The 16,909-nt window shown below is 61.5% G+C and carries 17 protein-coding genes; 12 read left to right on the top strand and 5 right to left on the bottom strand.

All coding sequences use genetic code 11. The features are described from left to right. Window positions 1–24: 24 nt before the first annotated feature. A complete protein-coding gene (locus tag P8192_RS01000) occupies window positions 25–288 on the bottom strand; it encodes a hypothetical protein (RefSeq protein WP_278157834.1) in 264 nt (87 codons plus the stop codon). A 175-nt stretch (window positions 289–463) separates the two neighbouring features. Between P8192_RS01000 and P8192_RS00995 the strand changes: the two genes are divergently transcribed. Genes P8192_RS00995 through P8192_RS00985 form a run of 3 tightly spaced genes read left to right on the top strand, consistent with a single transcriptional unit; the run spans window position 464 to window position 3,260 of the window. Beyond that, window positions 464–1,747 carry a sensor histidine kinase gene (locus P8192_RS00995; protein WP_278157833.1) on the top strand — a complete coding sequence of 428 codons (1,284 nt, stop codon included), beginning with the start codon at window positions 464–466 and terminating at the stop codon, window positions 1,745–1,747. A 23-nt stretch (window positions 1,748–1,770) separates the two neighbouring features. After that, on the top strand, window positions 1,771–2,424 hold the full coding sequence (locus P8192_RS00990; RefSeq protein WP_278159679.1) for a response regulator transcription factor: 654 nt from the start codon (window positions 1,771–1,773) through the stop codon (window positions 2,422–2,424). After that, window positions 2,424–3,260 (top strand): hypothetical protein, encoded by an 837-nt coding sequence (locus tag P8192_RS00985; protein WP_278157832.1) that lies wholly within the window; start codon window positions 2,424–2,426, stop codon window positions 3,258–3,260. The genes P8192_RS00990 and P8192_RS00985 overlap by 1 nt, the downstream gene beginning before the upstream one ends. A 42-nt stretch (window positions 3,261–3,302) precedes the next feature. On the opposite strand, the gene P8192_RS00980 is transcribed toward P8192_RS00985, so the two are convergent. Next, window positions 3,303–4,724, bottom strand: a complete 1,422-nt coding sequence (locus tag P8192_RS00980) for an aldehyde dehydrogenase family protein (protein ID WP_278157831.1) — start codon at window positions 4,722–4,724, stop codon at window positions 3,303–3,305. A 98-nt stretch (window positions 4,725–4,822) separates the two neighbouring features. On the opposite strand from P8192_RS00980, the gene P8192_RS00975 reads away from it, so the two are divergent. From P8192_RS00975 to P8192_RS00960, 4 genes are read left to right on the top strand one after another with little or no spacing between them, the layout of a single operon-like run. After that, window positions 4,823–5,794, top strand: a complete 972-nt coding sequence (locus tag P8192_RS00975) for an ABC transporter permease (protein ID WP_278157830.1) — start codon at window positions 4,823–4,825, stop codon at window positions 5,792–5,794. Continuing rightward, window positions 5,781–6,605, top strand: a complete 825-nt coding sequence (locus P8192_RS00970; RefSeq protein WP_278157829.1) for an ABC transporter ATP-binding protein — start codon at window positions 5,781–5,783, stop codon at window positions 6,603–6,605. The genes P8192_RS00975 and P8192_RS00970 overlap by 14 nt, the downstream gene beginning before the upstream one ends. A gap of 36 nt (window positions 6,606–6,641) precedes the next feature. Further along, window positions 6,642–7,820 (top strand): ATP/GTP-binding protein, encoded by a 1,179-nt coding sequence (locus P8192_RS00965; RefSeq protein ID WP_278157828.1) that lies wholly within the window; start codon window positions 6,642–6,644, stop codon window positions 7,818–7,820. Then, the gene (locus tag P8192_RS00960) at window positions 7,817–8,170 is read left to right on the top strand and encodes a hypothetical protein (RefSeq protein ID WP_278157827.1); all 354 of its coding nucleotides are present in this window, start codon (window positions 7,817–7,819) and stop codon (window positions 8,168–8,170) included. Before P8192_RS00965 ends, P8192_RS00960 begins: the two co-directional genes overlap by 4 nt. Here P8192_RS00960 and P8192_RS00955 read toward each other — a convergent pair. Beyond that, complete coding sequence (locus tag P8192_RS00955; RefSeq protein WP_278157826.1) at window positions 8,167–9,030, bottom strand: hypothetical protein; 864 nt, start codon at window positions 9,028–9,030, stop codon at window positions 8,167–8,169. The two genes, P8192_RS00960 and P8192_RS00955, sit on opposite strands and share 4 nt — an antisense overlap. 159 nt (window positions 9,031–9,189) lie before the next feature. Next, the gene (locus tag P8192_RS00950) at window positions 9,190–10,356 is read right to left on the bottom strand and encodes a nucleotide sugar dehydrogenase (RefSeq protein ID WP_278157825.1); all 1,167 of its coding nucleotides are present in this window, start codon (window positions 10,354–10,356) and stop codon (window positions 9,190–9,192) included. A gap of 180 nt (window positions 10,357–10,536) precedes the next feature. On the opposite strand from P8192_RS00950, the gene galU reads away from it, so the two are divergent. The 5 genes from galU to P8192_RS00925 all read left to right on the top strand — a co-directional run bounded on the left by galU (window position 10,537) and on the right by P8192_RS00925 (window position 16,511). Beyond that, entirely contained in the window at window positions 10,537–11,433 is an 897-nt protein-coding gene (gene galU / locus P8192_RS00945) for a UTP--glucose-1-phosphate uridylyltransferase GalU (RefSeq protein WP_278157824.1), read from the top strand. 15 nt (window positions 11,434–11,448) lie between these two features. Beyond that, window positions 11,449–12,246 (top strand): hypothetical protein, encoded by a 798-nt coding sequence (locus tag P8192_RS00940; protein WP_278157823.1) that lies wholly within the window; start codon window positions 11,449–11,451, stop codon window positions 12,244–12,246. Between the two features lie 93 nt (window positions 12,247–12,339). Next, entirely contained in the window at window positions 12,340–13,101 is a 762-nt protein-coding gene (locus tag P8192_RS00935; RefSeq protein WP_278157822.1) for a hypothetical protein, read from the top strand. 1,383 nt (window positions 13,102–14,484) lie between these two features. Further along, window positions 14,485–14,886, top strand: coding sequence for a hypothetical protein (locus P8192_RS00930; protein ID WP_278157821.1), 402 nt, complete (start codon window positions 14,485–14,487; stop codon window positions 14,884–14,886). A 422-nt stretch (window positions 14,887–15,308) separates the two neighbouring features. Next, entirely contained in the window at window positions 15,309–16,511 is a 1,203-nt protein-coding gene (locus P8192_RS00925) for a Mur ligase family protein (RefSeq protein ID WP_278157820.1), read from the top strand. Here P8192_RS00925 and P8192_RS00920 read toward each other — a convergent pair. Then, window positions 16,504–16,845, bottom strand: coding sequence for a hypothetical protein (locus P8192_RS00920; protein WP_278157819.1), 342 nt, complete (start codon window positions 16,843–16,845; stop codon window positions 16,504–16,506). The genes P8192_RS00925 and P8192_RS00920 overlap by 8 nt on opposite strands. Window positions 16,846–16,909: the final 64 nt, after the last annotated feature.

Genomic DNA, 16,909 nt, shown 5'->3' with positions numbered 1-16,909 from the left:
GGCCTGGCCGCGTTCAGGCGCGGATCACTGGTAGTAGATCGTTCCGCCCCAGTAGCTGCCGTTGCGCTTGTGGCAGGGAATGTACTTTTCGATGAGCCAGCCGCTGCGGAAGGCTTCATTGAGCTTGGCGGAGGCGACCTGCTCACATTTGGCTTTGGTCCCGTATTGCCAGTCGCTCATCGTCGGAGGGGCAGCTTGCGCAGCCGGAGCGGCAACGGCTCCCAATCCTGCGATCAGTCCCACGGTGGCAGCCGCCGAAGCAAGCGTGCGTTTGAGGTTCTTCACCACGATCTCCTCTGTCAAAGCGCCGAACCCGGGTGGCCCGACCGGCGCAAGTGTAAGCACAGTCACGTTCAGAACCCCAGGACTGATGAGCGGGCCGTAGGCTGGTAGGGAAAACCCCCGGTCATCTCGGCGGAGAACCGCGTTCCGCCGTACCTCGGCCCAAAAATAGGGTGGAACCATGAACACCACCACCACACCCCCTCGCCCCCATTTCCTCGTGGGCGCGGCCAGCGTCCTCCTCTCCGGACTGCTGTCCGTCACCTGGCTCATCGTCAGCGTGTCCATCTTCTTCACCGGCATTGGTTCCCTGCCCGCCGGGCTGATGGGCGTGCTGCTGCTGGTGCCCTGGGTGATGGTCATGCGCTGGATCGCACGCCTCGAGCGCCGCCGCGCCCTGGCCGTCCACGGCATCGACACCATCGAGCCGGCCCGCACCGTCTCCGACAAGCCCGGTTTCCTGGGCTGGCTGCACACCCTGGGCCTGACGGTCATCTCCTGGCCGTTCTGGCGCTCGGTGCTGCACCACCACCTGAACATGTTCATCGCGTTCTTCCCCAGCCTCGTCTTCTACTCGGGCATCTGGGCGCTGTGGACCTCCATCGAAGCGTCCATCGTCGTCCCGGACGCCCGGGTGCTGGCCTGGCAGCCCGGACCATTCCTGATGATCCTCGGCGGCGCACTCTGGTTCGTCGCCGGCCTGGCCGCCCTCACCGCGGGCATCTTCGCCGAGCGCGGCCTGGCCCGGGTCATGTTGCCCAATGGTGATGAGGCGCTGCGCGAAGAGGTCCACGAGCTCACGGCCCGCCGCCAGGGCGCGGTCGACGCTGCCGAGCAAGAACGGATGCGCATCGAGCGCGACCTGCACGACGGCATCCAGCCGCGACTGGTCTCCCTGGCCATGACCCTGGGCCTAGCCAAGACCAAGATGGATCAGGATCTCGACTCCGCCAAGCACCTCGTCGATGAGGCTCACACGGAAGCAAAAGCAGTGATCACGGACCTGCGTCAGCTGGCTCGCGGCATCCACCCGGCCGTGCTCTCCGATCGCGGTCTCGACGCCGCCCTGTCCTCGCTCGCCGCCCGCTCCCCCATCCCGGTGGACCTCAACGTCTCCGTTCCGGGCCGGCTGCCGCGCGAACAAGAAGCGGTGGCGTACTTCGTGATCGCCGAGACGCTGACCAACATCACCAAGCACTCCCACGCCTCCCGGGCCACGGTGCTCGTCACGGTGGAGCACGATCAGCTCTACCTGCGCGTCGAGGACGACGGCCGCGGCGGAGCCATGGTGCGCCGCGATGGCGTCTCCACCGGCCTGGCCGGGCTGAGCGACCGGGTGCGCGCCACCGGCGGCTCCTTCGAGATCGCCAGCCCTGTGGGCGGCCCCACCGTGATCACCGCCCACGTCCCGCTCACCACGCAGGCCCAGCACCAGCCGTCCCAGACCTCCGAGGAGCAGTCATGACCAGCACCCCCGAGACGACCCCCATGACCATCGTCGTCGCCGAGGACTCGGTGCTGCTGCGGGCCGGGCTGGAACGGCTGCTCACCGACGCCGGCCACCAGGTCCTCGCCGCGGTCGACAACGCCAACGACCTGCTCGATGCCGTCACCCGCCACACCCCGCAGCTGGCCATCGTGGATGTGCGCATGCCACCCACCTTCACCGATGAGGGCATTCGCGCCGCCGCGCTAATCCGGGCGCAGAACCCGGATGTCGCGCTGCTGGTGCTCTCCCAGTACGTGGAGGAACGCTACGCCTCGGAGCTCATCGCTGCATCCAACGGGTCCCTGGGCTACGTGCTCAAGGATCGCGTGGCGGACGTCGAGGACTTCCTCCGCGTGGTGGCCTCCGTGGGCTCCGGCGGCACCGCCCTCGACCCGGAGGTGGTCCAGCAGATCCTGGTCCGCTCCCGCCAGCGCAATGTGCTCAACGAGCTCACCCCGCGCGAGAGGGAAACCCTCCAGCTCATGGCCGAAGGCCGCTCGAACGCAGCCATCGCCCAGACTCTGTTCATCTCACCCGGGAGCGTCGAGAAGCACGTCTCCTCCCTGTTCATCAAACTTGGCCTGCCACCCGTCGACGGCGAGAACCGTCGCGTGATGGCCGTGCTGCGCTATCTCGAATCGGAGAACCACTGATGCCTACCTCCACCGTGATCCCGTCCCGTCCCACCGACCCCACCAACGCGCGGTCCACGCGCATCACCATCACTGTCATTGCCGCACTCACGGTGTTGCTCAGCCTCGGCGGCCTCAGCGCCTCCAGCATCGCCGCCGCCGTTGATCGCGCCGACTTCGAGGAGATCCCGCTGCGCCAAAGCATCGGCACCCCCACCGCACTGGATCTGGACTCCGGCGTGGGCCAGGTGCGCGTCCAGGTCTCCGAAGCGGTCGATGAAATCGAGCTCGGCCTCGTCGATCGCGGTTCCACCACCCTCACCGACACCGACGACACCACCCAGGGCCACTGGGAGATCACCGAGGAGGGCACGGGCGACAACGCCGAGACTTCGGTCACCCTGCAGCGTCCGAACTTCCAGGGCAACATCGGCTGGGCCCTGGGCGACAGCCTCGACCTGCTGGTGGTCATCCCCACCGAGCTCTCCGAATCGCTGGACCTCTCGGTGCGCAACTCCGTGGGCAACATCGAAGCCTCCGGCTCGTTCGAGCGGCTGCAGGTGAGCACCAACGTGGGCAGCATGTACCTGCCGGCCGTCGCCGCCAGTGAGGAGCTCGTGGCCCAGGGCCAGGTGGGTCAGCTGCAGATCGGCCTCACCGAGGATCACCGCGCCGATGTCATCGCCCGACTGGACGTCGGCAATGTGGACGTCACCGTCCCCTGCTGCGAAGCCTGGTCCGTGCGCGTCACCAACGAGGTGGGCGAACTCGATGTCGACTCCGACCTCCGTGAAGGAAGCGGTCCCACCATCGTGGCTCGCACCAACGTCGGTGACGTCACGGTCGAACGGCGCTAACCAACACCCCCACCACCGAACCTCAGGCGATCAAGTGCGCTGCTACATCAGCCGCTTGATCGCCTGGCGTTTGGGCCAGGTATAGGGAGGGTAGGCCATGCGCAAGGTGTCCACCTGGTCGGACTTCGTCAGCGACGGGCGCATCTGCGAGAACGTCCGGAAGCTGGCCTCCCCGTGGTAGCTGCCCATCCCGGAGGGCCCCACCCCACCAAAGGGAAGCGTGTGCAGTCCGGCGTGCAGCAGCGCAACGTCGAAGCCCAGTCCGCCTGCTGTCACCTGCTCCTGGAATGCCTTATGGTACCGGTGCCGGTCGGTGAACAGGTAGGCCGCCAGCGGGTGCGGGCGCTCGGTGATGAACGCGATCGCCTCATCAAAGGTATCCACCCGGATGATCGGTAGGATCGGCCCGAAGATCTCCTCCTGCATCAGCTCCGAATCTGGATCCACATCCGCCAGCACAGTGGGCTCCATGTAGCGGGACGCAGCATCCACCCGGCCACCCGAGACTAGCCGCGCCGGGTTCGGCCCGCTCAACGCCCCTTGTAGCAGAGCCTCCAGCCGCTCGGCCTGCGCCACATCAACCAGGCGCGCGTAATCCTTCGACGCCTCCGGGTTCGTCCCGTAGAACTCCGAGATCACCTCCGGCACCCGCTTCTCCAGCTCCCGCTCCGACCGGGCCCCCACGGCCAGCACATAATCCGGGGCCACACAGGTCTGCCCCGCGTTGGTGAACTTGCCAAAGACAATGCGCCGGGCGATCGTCTGCCAGTTCCGCCCGTCCGAGACCACGCACGGGGATTTTCCGCCCAGCTCCAGGGTCACCGGGGTCAGCTGCTTCGCCGCCGCCTCATAGACAATGCGGCCCACCCGCTCGCCACCGGTGTAGAAGATGTGGTCAAAGCGCTGCTCCAGCAGCTCGGTGACCGCTTCGGCGCCACCCTCGACCACACGCACAGCACGCGGATCCACATACTCTTCCACCAGCTCGGCGATCACCTTCGAGGTGGCCGGCGCTTTCTCGGAGGGCTTGACCACCACGGTGTTCCCTGCCGCAATAGCCCCCACCAGCGGGTTGATGGCTAGCTGGAACGGGTAATTCCACGGCGCAATGATCAACACCGTGCCGAGCGGTCGCGGCGCCACCTGAGCGCTGGCCGGCTGGAACGCCAGCGGCACCTTCACCGGGGTCGGTTCCATCCAGTCCGTCAGGTGCAGCAGAGTGTGGTCCACCTCGGACTTCACCACTCCGATTTCGGTGGCCAACGCTTCTGTCTCGGACTTGCCCAGATCCTCGCGCAGCGCCAGCGCGATCCGGTGCGACTGCTCATCCAACATCCGGCGCAGCGCCTTCAGCCCCTCCACCCGGAACCGGCGGCTGTGCGTGGCTCGGGACCGTGCGGTGTCGCGCAGGGAAGCGACGATCGGGGCGATCTTCTCACGTGGGGTGGCTCTCATTTCAGTCATGCCCTCCAGCGTAGCGAGCACACCTCCGTGCGGGCTGGAGTTCAGATGCGCCCAACGAGAATCCGATCCGGCTATCTGTTCGCGATACCCTGTTGTGGATGACTACGCAATACAGAGGCCGCAGCGGCGCCACCGTGCGCCGTGCTCGGCGTACGCTCGACCAGGATGAGCTGCGTTTCCTGCGGGAGATGGAAACCACGCACCTGGCCGGTCGAGTCACCGACCTCTATGGCGAGACCAGGCACCTGAAGCCCATGGGTGGCCGCGCCCCGATGGGTGAGTACTTGGCCGAGGTCTGGCAGCGGCGTCACTTCATCATGCGTGAGTCCCGCAACAAGGTGCTCAGCCGCACGAATGACACCCGTCTAGGGCCGCTCTGGCTGGTGCTCAGCCCCATCTTGCTGGCGGCTTTCTACTGGCTGATCTTCGGCGTAGTGCTCGGGGTCAGTCGCGGCATGGACAACTTCGTGGCGTTCATCATCATCGGCATCCTGATGTTCCAGTTCACCTCTGGCACCTTGTCGCAGAGCGTGCGCTGCATCGTCAGTTCCAAGGCGATGATCAAGTCGTTCTCCTATCCGAGAGCCGCGATCCCCATTTCGCTGGTGATCCGCGAGCTGTTGGCCCAGGTACTCATCATCGTGGTGATGATGGTGATGATCCTGGCCATTCCACCACACGTCACGATCAGCACCGTCTGGCTATTCGTGCCCGTGGTGCTCGTATTGCAGACCCTGATCAACCTCGGGATCGCCTTCTTTTTCGCCCGCTTCGGTTTCAAGTTCCCCGATGTCGCTCAAGCCATGAGTTTCGTAGTGCGTGTGCTGATGTACGCCTCAGGCGTGATCTTCCCCGTGGAGCGGTTCCTCGATCACCCCACCGCCCTGGCCATCGTGAAGGCCAACCCGGTCTGGATGATCCTGGATGCTTACCGCTCCATCCTGATGGAGAACACCATCCCGGACCTCTCCACCTGGCTGGGCCTGGCCGCTTGGGCCGTGGGGCTGCTGAGCTTCGGATTCATCTACTTCTGGCAGGCTGAGGAGGACTACGCCCGTGACGAGCGCTGATCCCCGCATTACTGTCTTGGCCGACAACATCCACCTCGGCTACAAGGTCCGCACCGTACAGAAGTCGCGGAACCCGCTGCGCTTCAACACCCGCCGCATCATCAAACCGGTCCTCAAAGGCATTTCTTTCGCCGCCCGCGAGGGCGAGTTCATCGGGGTCATCGGTCGCAACGGCTCCGGCAAGTCCACGCTGCTACGCGCCCTGTCTGGACTGGAATCAGTCAACACCGGCCGGGTGTACACCTCCGCCAAGCCGCAGCTACTGGGTGTGGGTGCCGCGCTGATCCCCAACCTGTCTGGATCCGAGAACGTGATTCTGGGTTTGTTGGCCATGGGCTACTCCCCTGAGGAGGCCGAAGCCACGCGGGAGTCGGTGATCGACCTGGCACAGATTGGCCCCTCCATCAATCAGCCGATGAACACCTACTCCTCCGGTATGGGCGCACGTCTGAAGTTCGCGATCTCCGTGGCAGCCCAGCCGAAGATCCTCATGGTCGACGAGGCGCTGGCTACCGGTGACGCCACCTTCCAGGAGCGCTCCAAGAACGCCATGGACAAGATGATCGAGAAAGCCGGCACCGTGTTCCTGGTCAACCACTCACGCGGGTCCATCGAGGAGATGTGCACGCGCGTGCTTTGGCTAGAGGATGGTCAGATTGTGGCCGATGGCGACACCAAGCAGAAGATGGAACAGTACATGACCTTCGCCTCCGCCATCGGGCGCGGCGAGCTCGAGTACGCCAACACCTTCCTGACTGCGGTCAAGGACACCTACGCTAAGCAGAACCCCGACCTGCAGCTCACCCCATGATCCCCGTCCGCTGACAAGAACCTGGAGAGGGTCCCCATGAAGGCCGATCATTCCCGAGAACAACACATCGCCGTGTTCGGTGAGTCTGGAAGCGGGAAGACGGTTCTTCTCTCTTCCTTTTACGGTGCAGAGATGTACCGCGGCGAACGCGAAGCAGAGGCGCTCTATCGCCTTCATGTTCCCGACACCGGTCAAGGGCGTCGACTACGGCAGATCTACTTGGGCATGAAACAAGAAGATGCCGTGCCCGTTGCCAATCGGTTCAAGTCCGCGACGTTCACGTTCCAGGTCGATCCCAAGGCCACCGAGAACACAAAAGCTGTCAAGCGCCGCGACTTCAACAGCCTTCGTTTGGTCTGGCACGACTATCCGGGGGAATGGTTCGAAAACAGTCCCAGCAGTCCGACCGAAGAACAACGACGCATCGATACCTTCCGTTCGCTACTGAACTCCAACGTCGCATTGATCTTGGTTGATGCCCAGCAACTCGCCGAATATCCGAGAGAAGAGTCCCGCTATTTGAAGTCGCTCTTCGGAAACATCGAGAACACCCTGCTCTCCCTTAAGAAGAGCATCCTGGAGGATGGGGAACGACTGGAGCGTTTCCCGAGAATTTGGATGTTCGCTCTCTCAAAGGCGGACTTGATCCCCGAGATGACGGTTCAAGATTTTCGAGACTTGATGATCTTGCGTGCCGCTGGTGACATCGAGAGACTGCAAGAAGTATTGAGCGAATTCATCGTTGGAGATGAGGCACTCTCCGTGGGTGAAGACTTCCTGCGCCTTTCTTCGGCTGAGTTCCACCCCAACGGCATTAACGTAGACCGACGCATTGGGCTTAACCAGATCCTTCCCCTGGCTGCAATTCTGCCCTTAGAACGACATCTCCGATGGGCGCGTACGCAAGAGGTCCCCCGGAAGGTTCTAGACAGCCTATTGGGACCTGGCCTCGAATTAGGCAGTGCTGTACTGGGGAGGGTGCTCCGCGGCCTCCCGACTTCCAAGGGGCCTTTGGGGATGGCCCAGAAGCTTCTCAATTCGATCATCAGCTCCGATGCGTTCGAAGAGTACTCAAAGTTGGCGGGAGAGCGGCTACGGCGCTCTAACCAGGCAGCTCGTGAGCAGGGCGATCAGATGAGAGCCATTTTGACCCAGTTCAAGATCGACCTTGAGAACGGTGAAAACGAGAACGTCATCCTCAGGGGAGAACGATGAAACTGATTTGGGCCACGCGCGGCCGAACCTGGGGGTTTCGGTTTCTTAGATCCGGCGGGCTCGCCGATCCACTGGAAATCTACGAGGTATGCTTTGCGGACCTCGACTCCGAAGCTGAAGGTATCCGCCACCTTCCCGACGGTAGCGTCGCCCTCAGAATCCTTGATCCAGAACGTCGCAAAGACCGTGCTGGTCGGATCATCCCGCATGATTTCGTCATTCTCGACCACACCGGCCTCGAGATCACCTCTGTTGAGGCGGCTCGAGACGTGGTCTGGCCAGAGGTCGCCGATGAATATGAGGCGGCCTGGGAGGCGTCTGAGCCGAGCTCTGCAGCTCGGGGGCTTTAGTTCCGACCTGCAGCTAACCCCTTGAGCCCCATCCGCTGACGGCGTTCAAAGTCCAGGGTCTGGAATCCGAGCTCGCTCAAGCCGTCTTCCCAGGACGCTGCCGACGACGCCACATCAAGCACGTTGGTTAGCAAGGGTTTCGGAGGTGGCGTATGCCCGGGGTCCCAACGCTCCGCCAACAACATCACTCGGTTATCCTCGTGCGATTGGCGCAAGAACGGGCGCAGGTGCCTATTCACGTGGGACACATCGTTCAGGTTCTGCATGTATCCCACTAGTGGCGGTCGTGGCGTCCCGTACCACCTACAGAGGTCACTGACTATGGACTCAGGCTTGTATGCGAGACGACGGCTGCGCGGCGCGTGAGCGTTGAACGCTAGGTTCATATACATCACGACAGCTCGGTCCAAATATCGCCGGATACTCGTCTGGGGGTTGAAGGGCAATGCCAGCGAGTTTTCGAAACGACTCGCATAGTACAGCGACGCAAAGCCCCCACCGGAACCGCCGAAGAACACCACACGCTTGGCGCCCAAGAGCGTGAAGACGTGATCCAGAATGCGAGTCAGTGCATCTTGGAGGTCCACTTGGTGGCGGTTGCCGGCATACCAACCGAGGAGCAACCGCTGCTCGAGGATCAGCGACGGATCCGAGACGAATATCCGGTTGGCATTCAAACCACCAGAGATCCCTAGCCCCGAAAGCACCGGCAGAGTGAAGTGCTTCTCGATGGCGCCGTGAAAGAACACGATCGCCGTGTCGCTGGGATGAGGGGCCACCAAGAGGTCGATCGGAACGTTGTGATGATCGACGGTGACGATCCCCGTGGGGGTCTCATCAACACGCAGAAACGCGTCCAAAGTCTCATACTCACGAACGCGATGTTGTGTTGAATCGATCGAACGCTCGCGAGGTATCCGAGGTTTCGGTTTACGTTTTGCAGGAGCTGGATTCTTCGAGGACGTTGAAGACGAACTAGGCCCCTCGCCTGGTGATGCTGTCATAGTCGATGTAAACGATCAGTCCCTGCCGTAGACGTCGCGGGAATAGATCTTGTCCCGGACGCCCTCCAGCTCGTCACCGACACGGTTGGTGATGATCAGTTCGGAGCGCTCCAGGAACGTGTTCAGATCGTTCTCCAGAGCCACACCCTCGATCGGGCTTTGCTCGACGGTCGGCTCATAGATGACCACTTCGGTACCGCGATCACGCAGCCCCTCAAGCACCACAGAGATGGACGAGCTACGGAAGTTGTCCGAACCAGCCTTCATTGCCAGGCGGTGGATGCCTACCACGGAAGGATTCTGGCGGAGCACATCATTAACGATGAAGTCCATGCGGGTCTGGTTGGAGTCGACGATAGCGTCGATGAGGTTCTGCGGCACTCCCTCGTAGTTGGCACGCAGCTGACGGGTGTCCTTCGGCAGGCAGTAGCCGCCGTAGCCGAAGCTGGGGTTGTTGTAGTGGTCGCCGATGCGCGGATCAAGGGAGACACCGCGGATCACCGCCCCCGAGTCCAGACCCTTCTCCACCGCGAAGGTGTCGAGCTCGTTAAAGTAGGCCACGCGCATGGCCAGGTAGGTGTTGGAGAACAGCTTGATCGCTTCGGCCTCGTCGGTGCCGGTGATGACGGTGGGGACGTCAGTGTCCTCAGCTGCGTCGGCCATCATCTCGGCGAAACGGGTGGCGGGTTCCTCGGAGCCGGAGGCGATCACGCGGCTGGGATGCAGGTTGTCGTAGAGCGCCTTGCCTTCGCGGAGGAATTCCGGGCTGAACACGATCTGCAGATCGGGGTGCGTCTCCTGCATGCGCTGAGTGAAGCCGATCGGGATGGTGGACTTGATCACGGCCACCGCGTTGGGAGCCAGGTCCTGCACCTGCTGCAGCACGGCTTCGACACTCGAAGTGTCGAAGTACTGGGTGTCAGGATCGTAGTTGGTGGGCGTCGCGATGATCACGAACTCGGGATTGTCGAGGGCAACGGCGGCATCCGTCGTCGCGGTCAGGTTCAGCTCGGCCTCAGAGAAGTGCTGGATCAGCTCCTGGTCCACGAGCGGCGAAACGCGCTGGTTCACCATGTCGACGCGAGAAGCGTCAATATCGAGCGACACCACCTCGTGTTTCCTGGCCAGCAAGACCGCATTCGCGAGTCCTACGTATCCCAGTCCCACCACAGTAATGCGCATTCGAGTGTCCCCCGTCGTGCTGTTGCTTTGGCCCATTCGGTGCTGATCGGCCATGTACTTACAGAGGATATCAAGGCTGAAAGCGACTTAACCTTCTGGAAAGGTCGCTTACCTAAGGTCACCGAGTAGGCTTCAAGGAGCACATCGGCCAACTCCCGTATCCGCGACCCTCAGGAAAGCATGAACCACAACATCACGAAGGCAGTCATTCCCGCGGCAGGACTCGGAACCAGATTCCTCCCGGCCACGAAGGCCATTCCCAAGGAAATGCTTCCCGTGGTGGATCGACCTGCCATCCAATACGTGGTGGAAGAAGCTGCCGGAGCCGGCCTCTCTGACGTGCTGATGGTGACCGGCCGTAGCAAGACCCCGCTTGAGAATCATTTCGATCGGGTGGCCGAGCTGGAAGATGTGCTGGAAAGTCGCGGCAAGACCAAGGTGCTCCAGGCAGTTCAAGCCGCCACTGATCTCGCCGACATCCACTACGTGCGTCAGGGCGACCCCAAGGGCCTGGGCCACGCCATCCTGCGCGCCCAGCAGCATGTGGGGCAGGAAACCTTCGCTGCGCTGCTGGGTGACGATATCATCGATGACGGTGCAGACCTGCTGCTTGAGATGATCCGGATCCACGAGTCCACCGGCGCCAGCGTTATCGCGGTCCAAGAGGTACCGGAGGACATGGTGTCGTCGTATGGCATCGTGCAGCCCGGCGGCGAGCTGGAGGACACCCGATGGCGTGCGCTGTGGGCCAATGACCTGATCGAGAAGCCCGCCAAGGAAGACGCACCGTCCAATTTGGCGGCCATCGGACGCTACGTTCTGCGCCCCGAGGTTTTCGAGGTGCTCGAACGCACCCAGCCCGGCGCCGGCGGCGAGATCCAGCTGACCGACGCTCTCATCGAACTGGCCAAAGATCCTGAGCAGTACGGTGGCGTCGTCGCGGTGGTCTACGACGGTCGCCGTTTCGACACAGGCAACAAGCTGGAGTACCTTAAAGCGAATATTGAGCTCGCGTTGCGCCACGAAGAAATTGGTTCTGATTTCGAGGAATGGTTGCGCGACACTTTCTCCAGCTAAACATCTGAGGGGCGAATGGACGCTACAACGTCGACCTCGTGGGAATACGTTCCTGCGAACCCTGCTGCCATCAAGCCTGTAGACGATTATTCGCATCTGCTCTATGCACGTGGCTACGTGATCCACACGGACCAGCACTCCCCCGTGGTACCGGATTTCTGGTTGCGCACGCGCTTTGCAGACCGGATCGTGCGATGGGACCCTCGCGGAACGCTCGCTGCCTACGATGACGGACAGTGCGGCATCCTCATCTTCGGCCATGCTCTACACTCGGAGCTCGGGACAACAGACATGCGCACGATCGGGCAGCATCTGCTCGATGCGCGCCGCGAGGGTCGCCAGCAGTACCTGGACGCGTTGGAGGACCAGTTCGGCCAGTTCATCGTGGTGGACCGCGAAGGCGACGATATCCGTTTCCAGACCGACGCCATCGGATTGCGTGCCGCGTTCCACAACGAAGACGCCAGCCTGATCGCCGCCCACGTCCGTGCGGTGGGATTGACGCTGAACGCGCCGGACAGCAAATGGGTCGAGTGGGTGAGCAATACCCGGAACAACGACTTCCCGGGGCGCGCCACTCGATATGAGGGGGTCTGGCAGCTCCTGCCCAACTCCGAGGTACAACTAGGTACAGGCAAGATCAACCGCGTAGGCCCCCGCCCATACACCCCACTCACCGTCGAGCAAGCCGCCGACCTCATGGTGCCCATCTTGGAACGTCAGGTGGAGATCCTCTTGTCGTCCGGCCGGCAGGTTCTGGTGTCTGCGTCGGCCGGTGTCGACAGTCGGACCTCGCTGGCTGCCTTCGCGTAAGCGAGCAACGCGGTGCAGGCCTTCACCTACACGAAGGATCCGAATACCGGGCACCAGAGCGGTGAGCTTCACCGGGACAAGCTCGCAGCCAAAATGGCTGCGCAGCTGAGAATCCCTCATCAGCTTTTCGATCTGAGTTCGGCAAGCAAGCCTCCGAAGGCTTTCATCGAGTCGCTAAGGAAGCTCAGTACCCGTCGATCGAACACACTGATCTCCTGGGCCTACTACAACAAGTTGCCCCACGACGCGCTGCACATTCGCGGACAGATCAACGGCGTCGGTAAGTGGCATTTCGCGCGCCAGCTGCACTTCTCCGAAGATATTGAGATCGGAGCCCGCCGCATGGCCTCGCTGACCAAGCGTGCACAGAAGGTAGACCGGGAGCTCTCGGATCCCTTCTGGGACCTAGGTGAAGAGGGCTTCCAGGAATACATCGACACCACGCAGCTTCGGTCGATCCCTGCGGGATATCGCATGACCGATATGTTCATTTGGGAGCACCGCGTGGGCAATTGGAACCATCCTCATATCGTGGAATCGGACGTCACTTTCGATACGTACCAACTGTACGGATCCCGGCGGATGATCCGACTAATGCTCTCCGTCCCGGAGATCGATCGAGTGCAGCTCAGCCTCTTCCGTGAGATCATCAATTGCGGGGAGCCGAGCCTGTTGGAATACCCCTTGAACGGCCACACCTGGGCACCACCTCGCTATGATCGGCCTTTGTCCTCCTACCAGCGTGGTAAGACCGCGGTGGAGCTAGAGCTGGAACAGCTCAAGAAGGAAAAAGCTGCTCTCACCGAGGAACTCACCAAGTTGCGCAGTTTGACTAAGACTGGGTCGTCAGACTGATCAGGACGGTTCGAGAAACATTTAATGACAATCCAGTATCTCGTTTCCGACCACAATGCACTGCCGACGGGTACGCCTTCGCGCAGAAGCTGGGCTTCCACGGGCCACCTGAGGAGTGGAATGAACTTCTCGAGTCGTCGCGCACTCCGAGAATTGTCGATTCCGATAAGGATCTGAGTAGCCTGCGCCCTCGATGGTATCGGGTTGAGCATGCTTCGACGGCCAGAGCCTTGGGTTTGCCTGTCCAGACGCCAGGATTACTTGACAAACTCCCGAGCTTTTCCACCCGACGTATCTACTGCTTTCAGACGTTGCCCGAAGACGGACTTCCAGCAACGTTCTGGATGACTTCTCCCGTCAGCGACCGGTCCTCTGAAGGCCCGTAGTGGCTGGTCGAGTTCGCTTCGGACAAGAGCAAGACGCCATCCGAGCAGATTCTGGGCCTTGCCCGAATCGATGGTCGGACCGCGGTCTACGATCCCACAGATGCGACAACAACGGTCACAAACAGTCTCGGCGAGATTCAGACGGTGGCTGACGGGCTGAATCACCTTCCTCCGTTATCCCTCGGTCGTGCTGAGGACACCGTGCTTTTAGTCGAGGGCGAATTCGAACTTCCGCACGGGTTGCAGACTGGCCATGGAACGTTGTCGACGACATTTGCTGACGTCCAGCGCTTGCGTCAGCCCAACACCATCATCACTCTCGCTCGCTCTGCAACGTCCGATCCGGGACAGCGTTTCCTCTTCGACGGGATGCGGAAAAGCCGTCAGACGGTTCACACCCGAGACGAACCCGGGACGCCGCTGAGCATATGGTCAGGATCAAGTTCTCCCGGCGGGAACCCCACGGACACTGAACCACATCTATTTACCTCTACGTTTCATGGGTCCAACAGTCAACTGAGCCTGGACTCAAGGACGTATCGCGCCGATTCAGAGAGGAAGAGCAATCGCACGCTGGGCGGCTTGACGCTCGGTGGCGGTCATCAGGGAGCACGCCGCTGGGATGGATCAATCGGTCCTACGCTAATCCGTCAGGGCGAGATGCCCGAGGACGGACGGATCCGCATGGAGAACCTAATCTATCGGCTCTCGGGGCTGCGTCCGCAATCTTCGCAATTCCCCGACGATGTCATCGTCTATTCGGCAGATAGTTCAGGACATCCAACGGTGACCCACGGAGCAGCGGATACTGTGGTCGACGGGCCCGGGATCGCATCTCTCACCAAAATGATGACCGCCTGGCTTACGCGCCAGGCCTTCAGTAGGGGCGCGGGGCTTACAGAGAAAAGCTGAGATCCTCGCCACCGATCGACGCAAATATAGTTATCACAGATTCCTTCGCCGGGACCTCGTCTGTCACGAGGATCTGCTCCGCGCCATGATGATGGCCTCGGACAACACCGCCCCCTATACCCTGGCTAGAGTTCTCGGCGAGAGGCTTCACCGCAGCCAAGACCCGGTCGGACTGTTCGTCGACGAAATGAACGCTGAAGCTGCGCGGTTAGGATACCAAGGGGCTGAGTTCACGACGCCCTGGAATTTCGGTCGGATGAGCGCGGTACAGATAGCCGATCTGCACCTAAAGATGCTCGAGGATGGTGTCCTCGTCACGGCCATGGGCTTGCTCTACCACGACGTGAGCATCGATGGCCCCCGTCAGCGCGTTCAGCCGATACAACACGAAGTGTCGATTTCGCCCGCAGCTCCTGTGGTCGAGATGCAGTCGGCCAAGACCGGAACATGGCCGCCGTCATATCTCTTACGCCTAGAAACACTTTGACGGCAGCACGCACGTCACGGTAGTTCTCAACGCGCGATCCTAGCGAATCCGAGATTTTGCCCTACGTTCAGCCAGCTCTTGGATACAGCACGGGACTTCCTAACTCTATGTAACTAAATTAGCCCCGTCCTGCTTCCCACTCCTAAGGAAGAGACTGTGCTGATCAGGGAACTACGTGCGCGCCTGCCCGATACCGGATGGATATACGAGGGCCGCCGCGACATCGAGTTCGCTGGCCTAGCCGTCGGGTACCGCAAGGAACGAAGGCGCGATCGATTTTACGCGCCGCGAGATGCTTCCTGGCCACAGTCGCCCGAAGAAACGGACCATCCTTCTCCCCAGAAGACTCGAAACAATATCCAGCGTACCCTCGCCTTGGGGCCGCGGGTGTGATCTGCTCGGACCAGCTGCGAGGTACCGACATGCTCGAAGGACACAATGTCTTTTATGCGAAAGATACTTTCGCCCTCGTCTGCAATATCGTCACGATCTTACGCGATCAGCTCGAGCAGTCGCACATCACCGGCATCACTGGTGCCGCCGGAAAGACCTCGACGAAAGCCATGCTGATGCACGCACTGCGCTCGGACAGGGACATAACAGTTGCCACCGAACCGGAAAACCGCAACCGACATCGTCCGATCTTGCATGGGCTAAGCATCGCGTGGAAGAGCGACCACACCGTGCTCGAAGTGTCATCCGCGGCGCTCGAGGTCTTCCGTACGACCGCGTTTCCAATTTCACCCGATGTCGCCATTGTCACCGCCATCGCCGCGGCCCATCTGGAACACATCGGAAGCGTCGAGAATGTCGCACGCCTGAAATCCGGCATCTTCTTGTCCCCTCCCCCCGGAGGCACCGCTGTGATCAACGGTGACACCGAGTATGCCGACCTCCTTATCGAAAGGGTTCGCACCGAGGGGTATCAGGTAGTCATCTACGGCGAGTCATCCGGCGCCGATATCCGCCTTGTCAGTTGGGACCCGGCGACGCACCAGACAACCGCTTTGGGCGACGGCGAAGAGATCTCCTACCGCCTGGGCCTTGCCGGCAGGCACTCCGCGCCGAACAGCCTCGCGGTCTTGGCAGCGTTACGCGCCCACGGAGTACAAGACTGGCGCGAGGCAATGCAGTCCCTCGCGGACTTCCAATCGCAGTCCGGTCGCGGCGATGTCCGCGAGCTCGCCCTGACCAACGGCGGAGTGATCACTCTGCTCAACGAGTCCTACAACGCGAATCCGGCCTCGATTGGATCTTCCTTGCAGAATCTAGGGACCGTCGATGCCCCGCAGGGAGCGCGGCGCGTCGCCCTTCTCGGAGACATCCTCGAGCTTGGGGAACAGTCCGACCGAATCCATCGTGAACTGGCCGATGTGGTCGACGAGTTCATGCCGGACCGCCTCGTCCTTTTCGGGACGCACATGCGGGCTCTCCGAGATGAACTTCAGTCGCGAGGGCACGATGTCCGGCACTGGGATGGCCTGGAATCGGTGAAACGGGAGCTTCCGTCCCTGTTGTGTGACGCGGACGTTGTTCTTATGAAAGCCTCCGGAGGAACCGGCCTGAACGAATGGGTGAAGTCGTTGCTCAAAGCTGGTACTGTCCCGACGCATTCGGTCAGTTAAAGTCGAACCCCTGCATGACGATTCCTTTCCACGGAGCCTCGCTACCAGGTTTAATCCCGAGGATCGTTCGGGCCCTGCGCACGAATATGCGCACGTTCTCCTCAACACCGCAGACTATGACGTAGGTTCCGCTCGGCTCAGTCCACACTCCTCCGGCGACCTGCGTCTGCCGCGAGAGCATGAGCAGTTGGCGCTTCTCCGCGGGGCTCAAATCGACGGCTCGTTCAGCCTCAAAGCGGAGACGGCACGGATAGTTATGGCTGGGCTTACTCTTTACGAGCACTTCATTGACGACCCCGCTGCGCATCGGTCCCAGCAAGACAGATGCGTTCAACGACACAGTTTCAAGTCCCGGGGCAGACGGTCGCGGAACGTCAGGAAAGAGCTGGTCAATGATA

It is taken from the genome of Citricoccus muralis (genome assembly GCF_029637705.1).
Taxonomy (GTDB): domain Bacteria; phylum Actinomycetota; class Actinomycetes; order Actinomycetales; family Micrococcaceae; genus CmP2.
This window is presented reverse-complemented; position numbering and strand designations above follow the sequence as displayed.

Excerpts from the sequence above, each read along its gene's own strand:
- P8192_RS00995 (WP_278157833.1), top strand. The coding sequence starts at position 464 with ATGAACACCACCACCACACCCCCTCGCCCCCATTTCCTCGTGGGCGCG.
- P8192_RS00990 (WP_278159679.1), top strand. The coding sequence starts at position 1,771 with ATGACCATCGTCGTCGCCGAGGACTCGGTGCTGCTGCGGGCCGGGCTG.
- P8192_RS00985 (WP_278157832.1), top strand. The coding sequence starts at position 2,424 with ATGCCTACCTCCACCGTGATCCCGTCCCGTCCCACCGACCCCACCAAC.
- P8192_RS00980 (WP_278157831.1), bottom strand. The coding sequence starts at position 4,724 with ATGACTGAAATGAGAGCCACCCCACGTGAGAAGATCGCCCCGATCGTC.
- P8192_RS00975 (WP_278157830.1), top strand. The coding sequence starts at position 4,823 with ATGACTACGCAATACAGAGGCCGCAGCGGCGCCACCGTGCGCCGTGCT.
- P8192_RS00965 (WP_278157828.1), top strand. The coding sequence starts at position 6,642 with ATGAAGGCCGATCATTCCCGAGAACAACACATCGCCGTGTTCGGTGAG.
- P8192_RS00960 (WP_278157827.1), top strand. The coding sequence starts at position 7,817 with ATGAAACTGATTTGGGCCACGCGCGGCCGAACCTGGGGGTTTCGGTTT.
- P8192_RS00950 (WP_278157825.1), bottom strand. The coding sequence starts at position 10,356 with ATGCGCATTACTGTGGTGGGACTGGGATACGTAGGACTCGCGAATGCG.
- galU (WP_278157824.1), top strand. The coding sequence starts at position 10,537 with ATGAACCACAACATCACGAAGGCAGTCATTCCCGCGGCAGGACTCGGA.
- P8192_RS00940 (WP_278157823.1), top strand. The coding sequence starts at position 11,449 with ATGGACGCTACAACGTCGACCTCGTGGGAATACGTTCCTGCGAACCCT.
- P8192_RS00935 (WP_278157822.1), top strand. The coding sequence starts at position 12,340 with ATGGCTGCGCAGCTGAGAATCCCTCATCAGCTTTTCGATCTGAGTTCG.
- P8192_RS00930 (WP_278157821.1), top strand. The coding sequence starts at position 14,485 with ATGATGATGGCCTCGGACAACACCGCCCCCTATACCCTGGCTAGAGTT.
- P8192_RS00925 (WP_278157820.1), top strand. The coding sequence starts at position 15,309 with ATGCTCGAAGGACACAATGTCTTTTATGCGAAAGATACTTTCGCCCTC.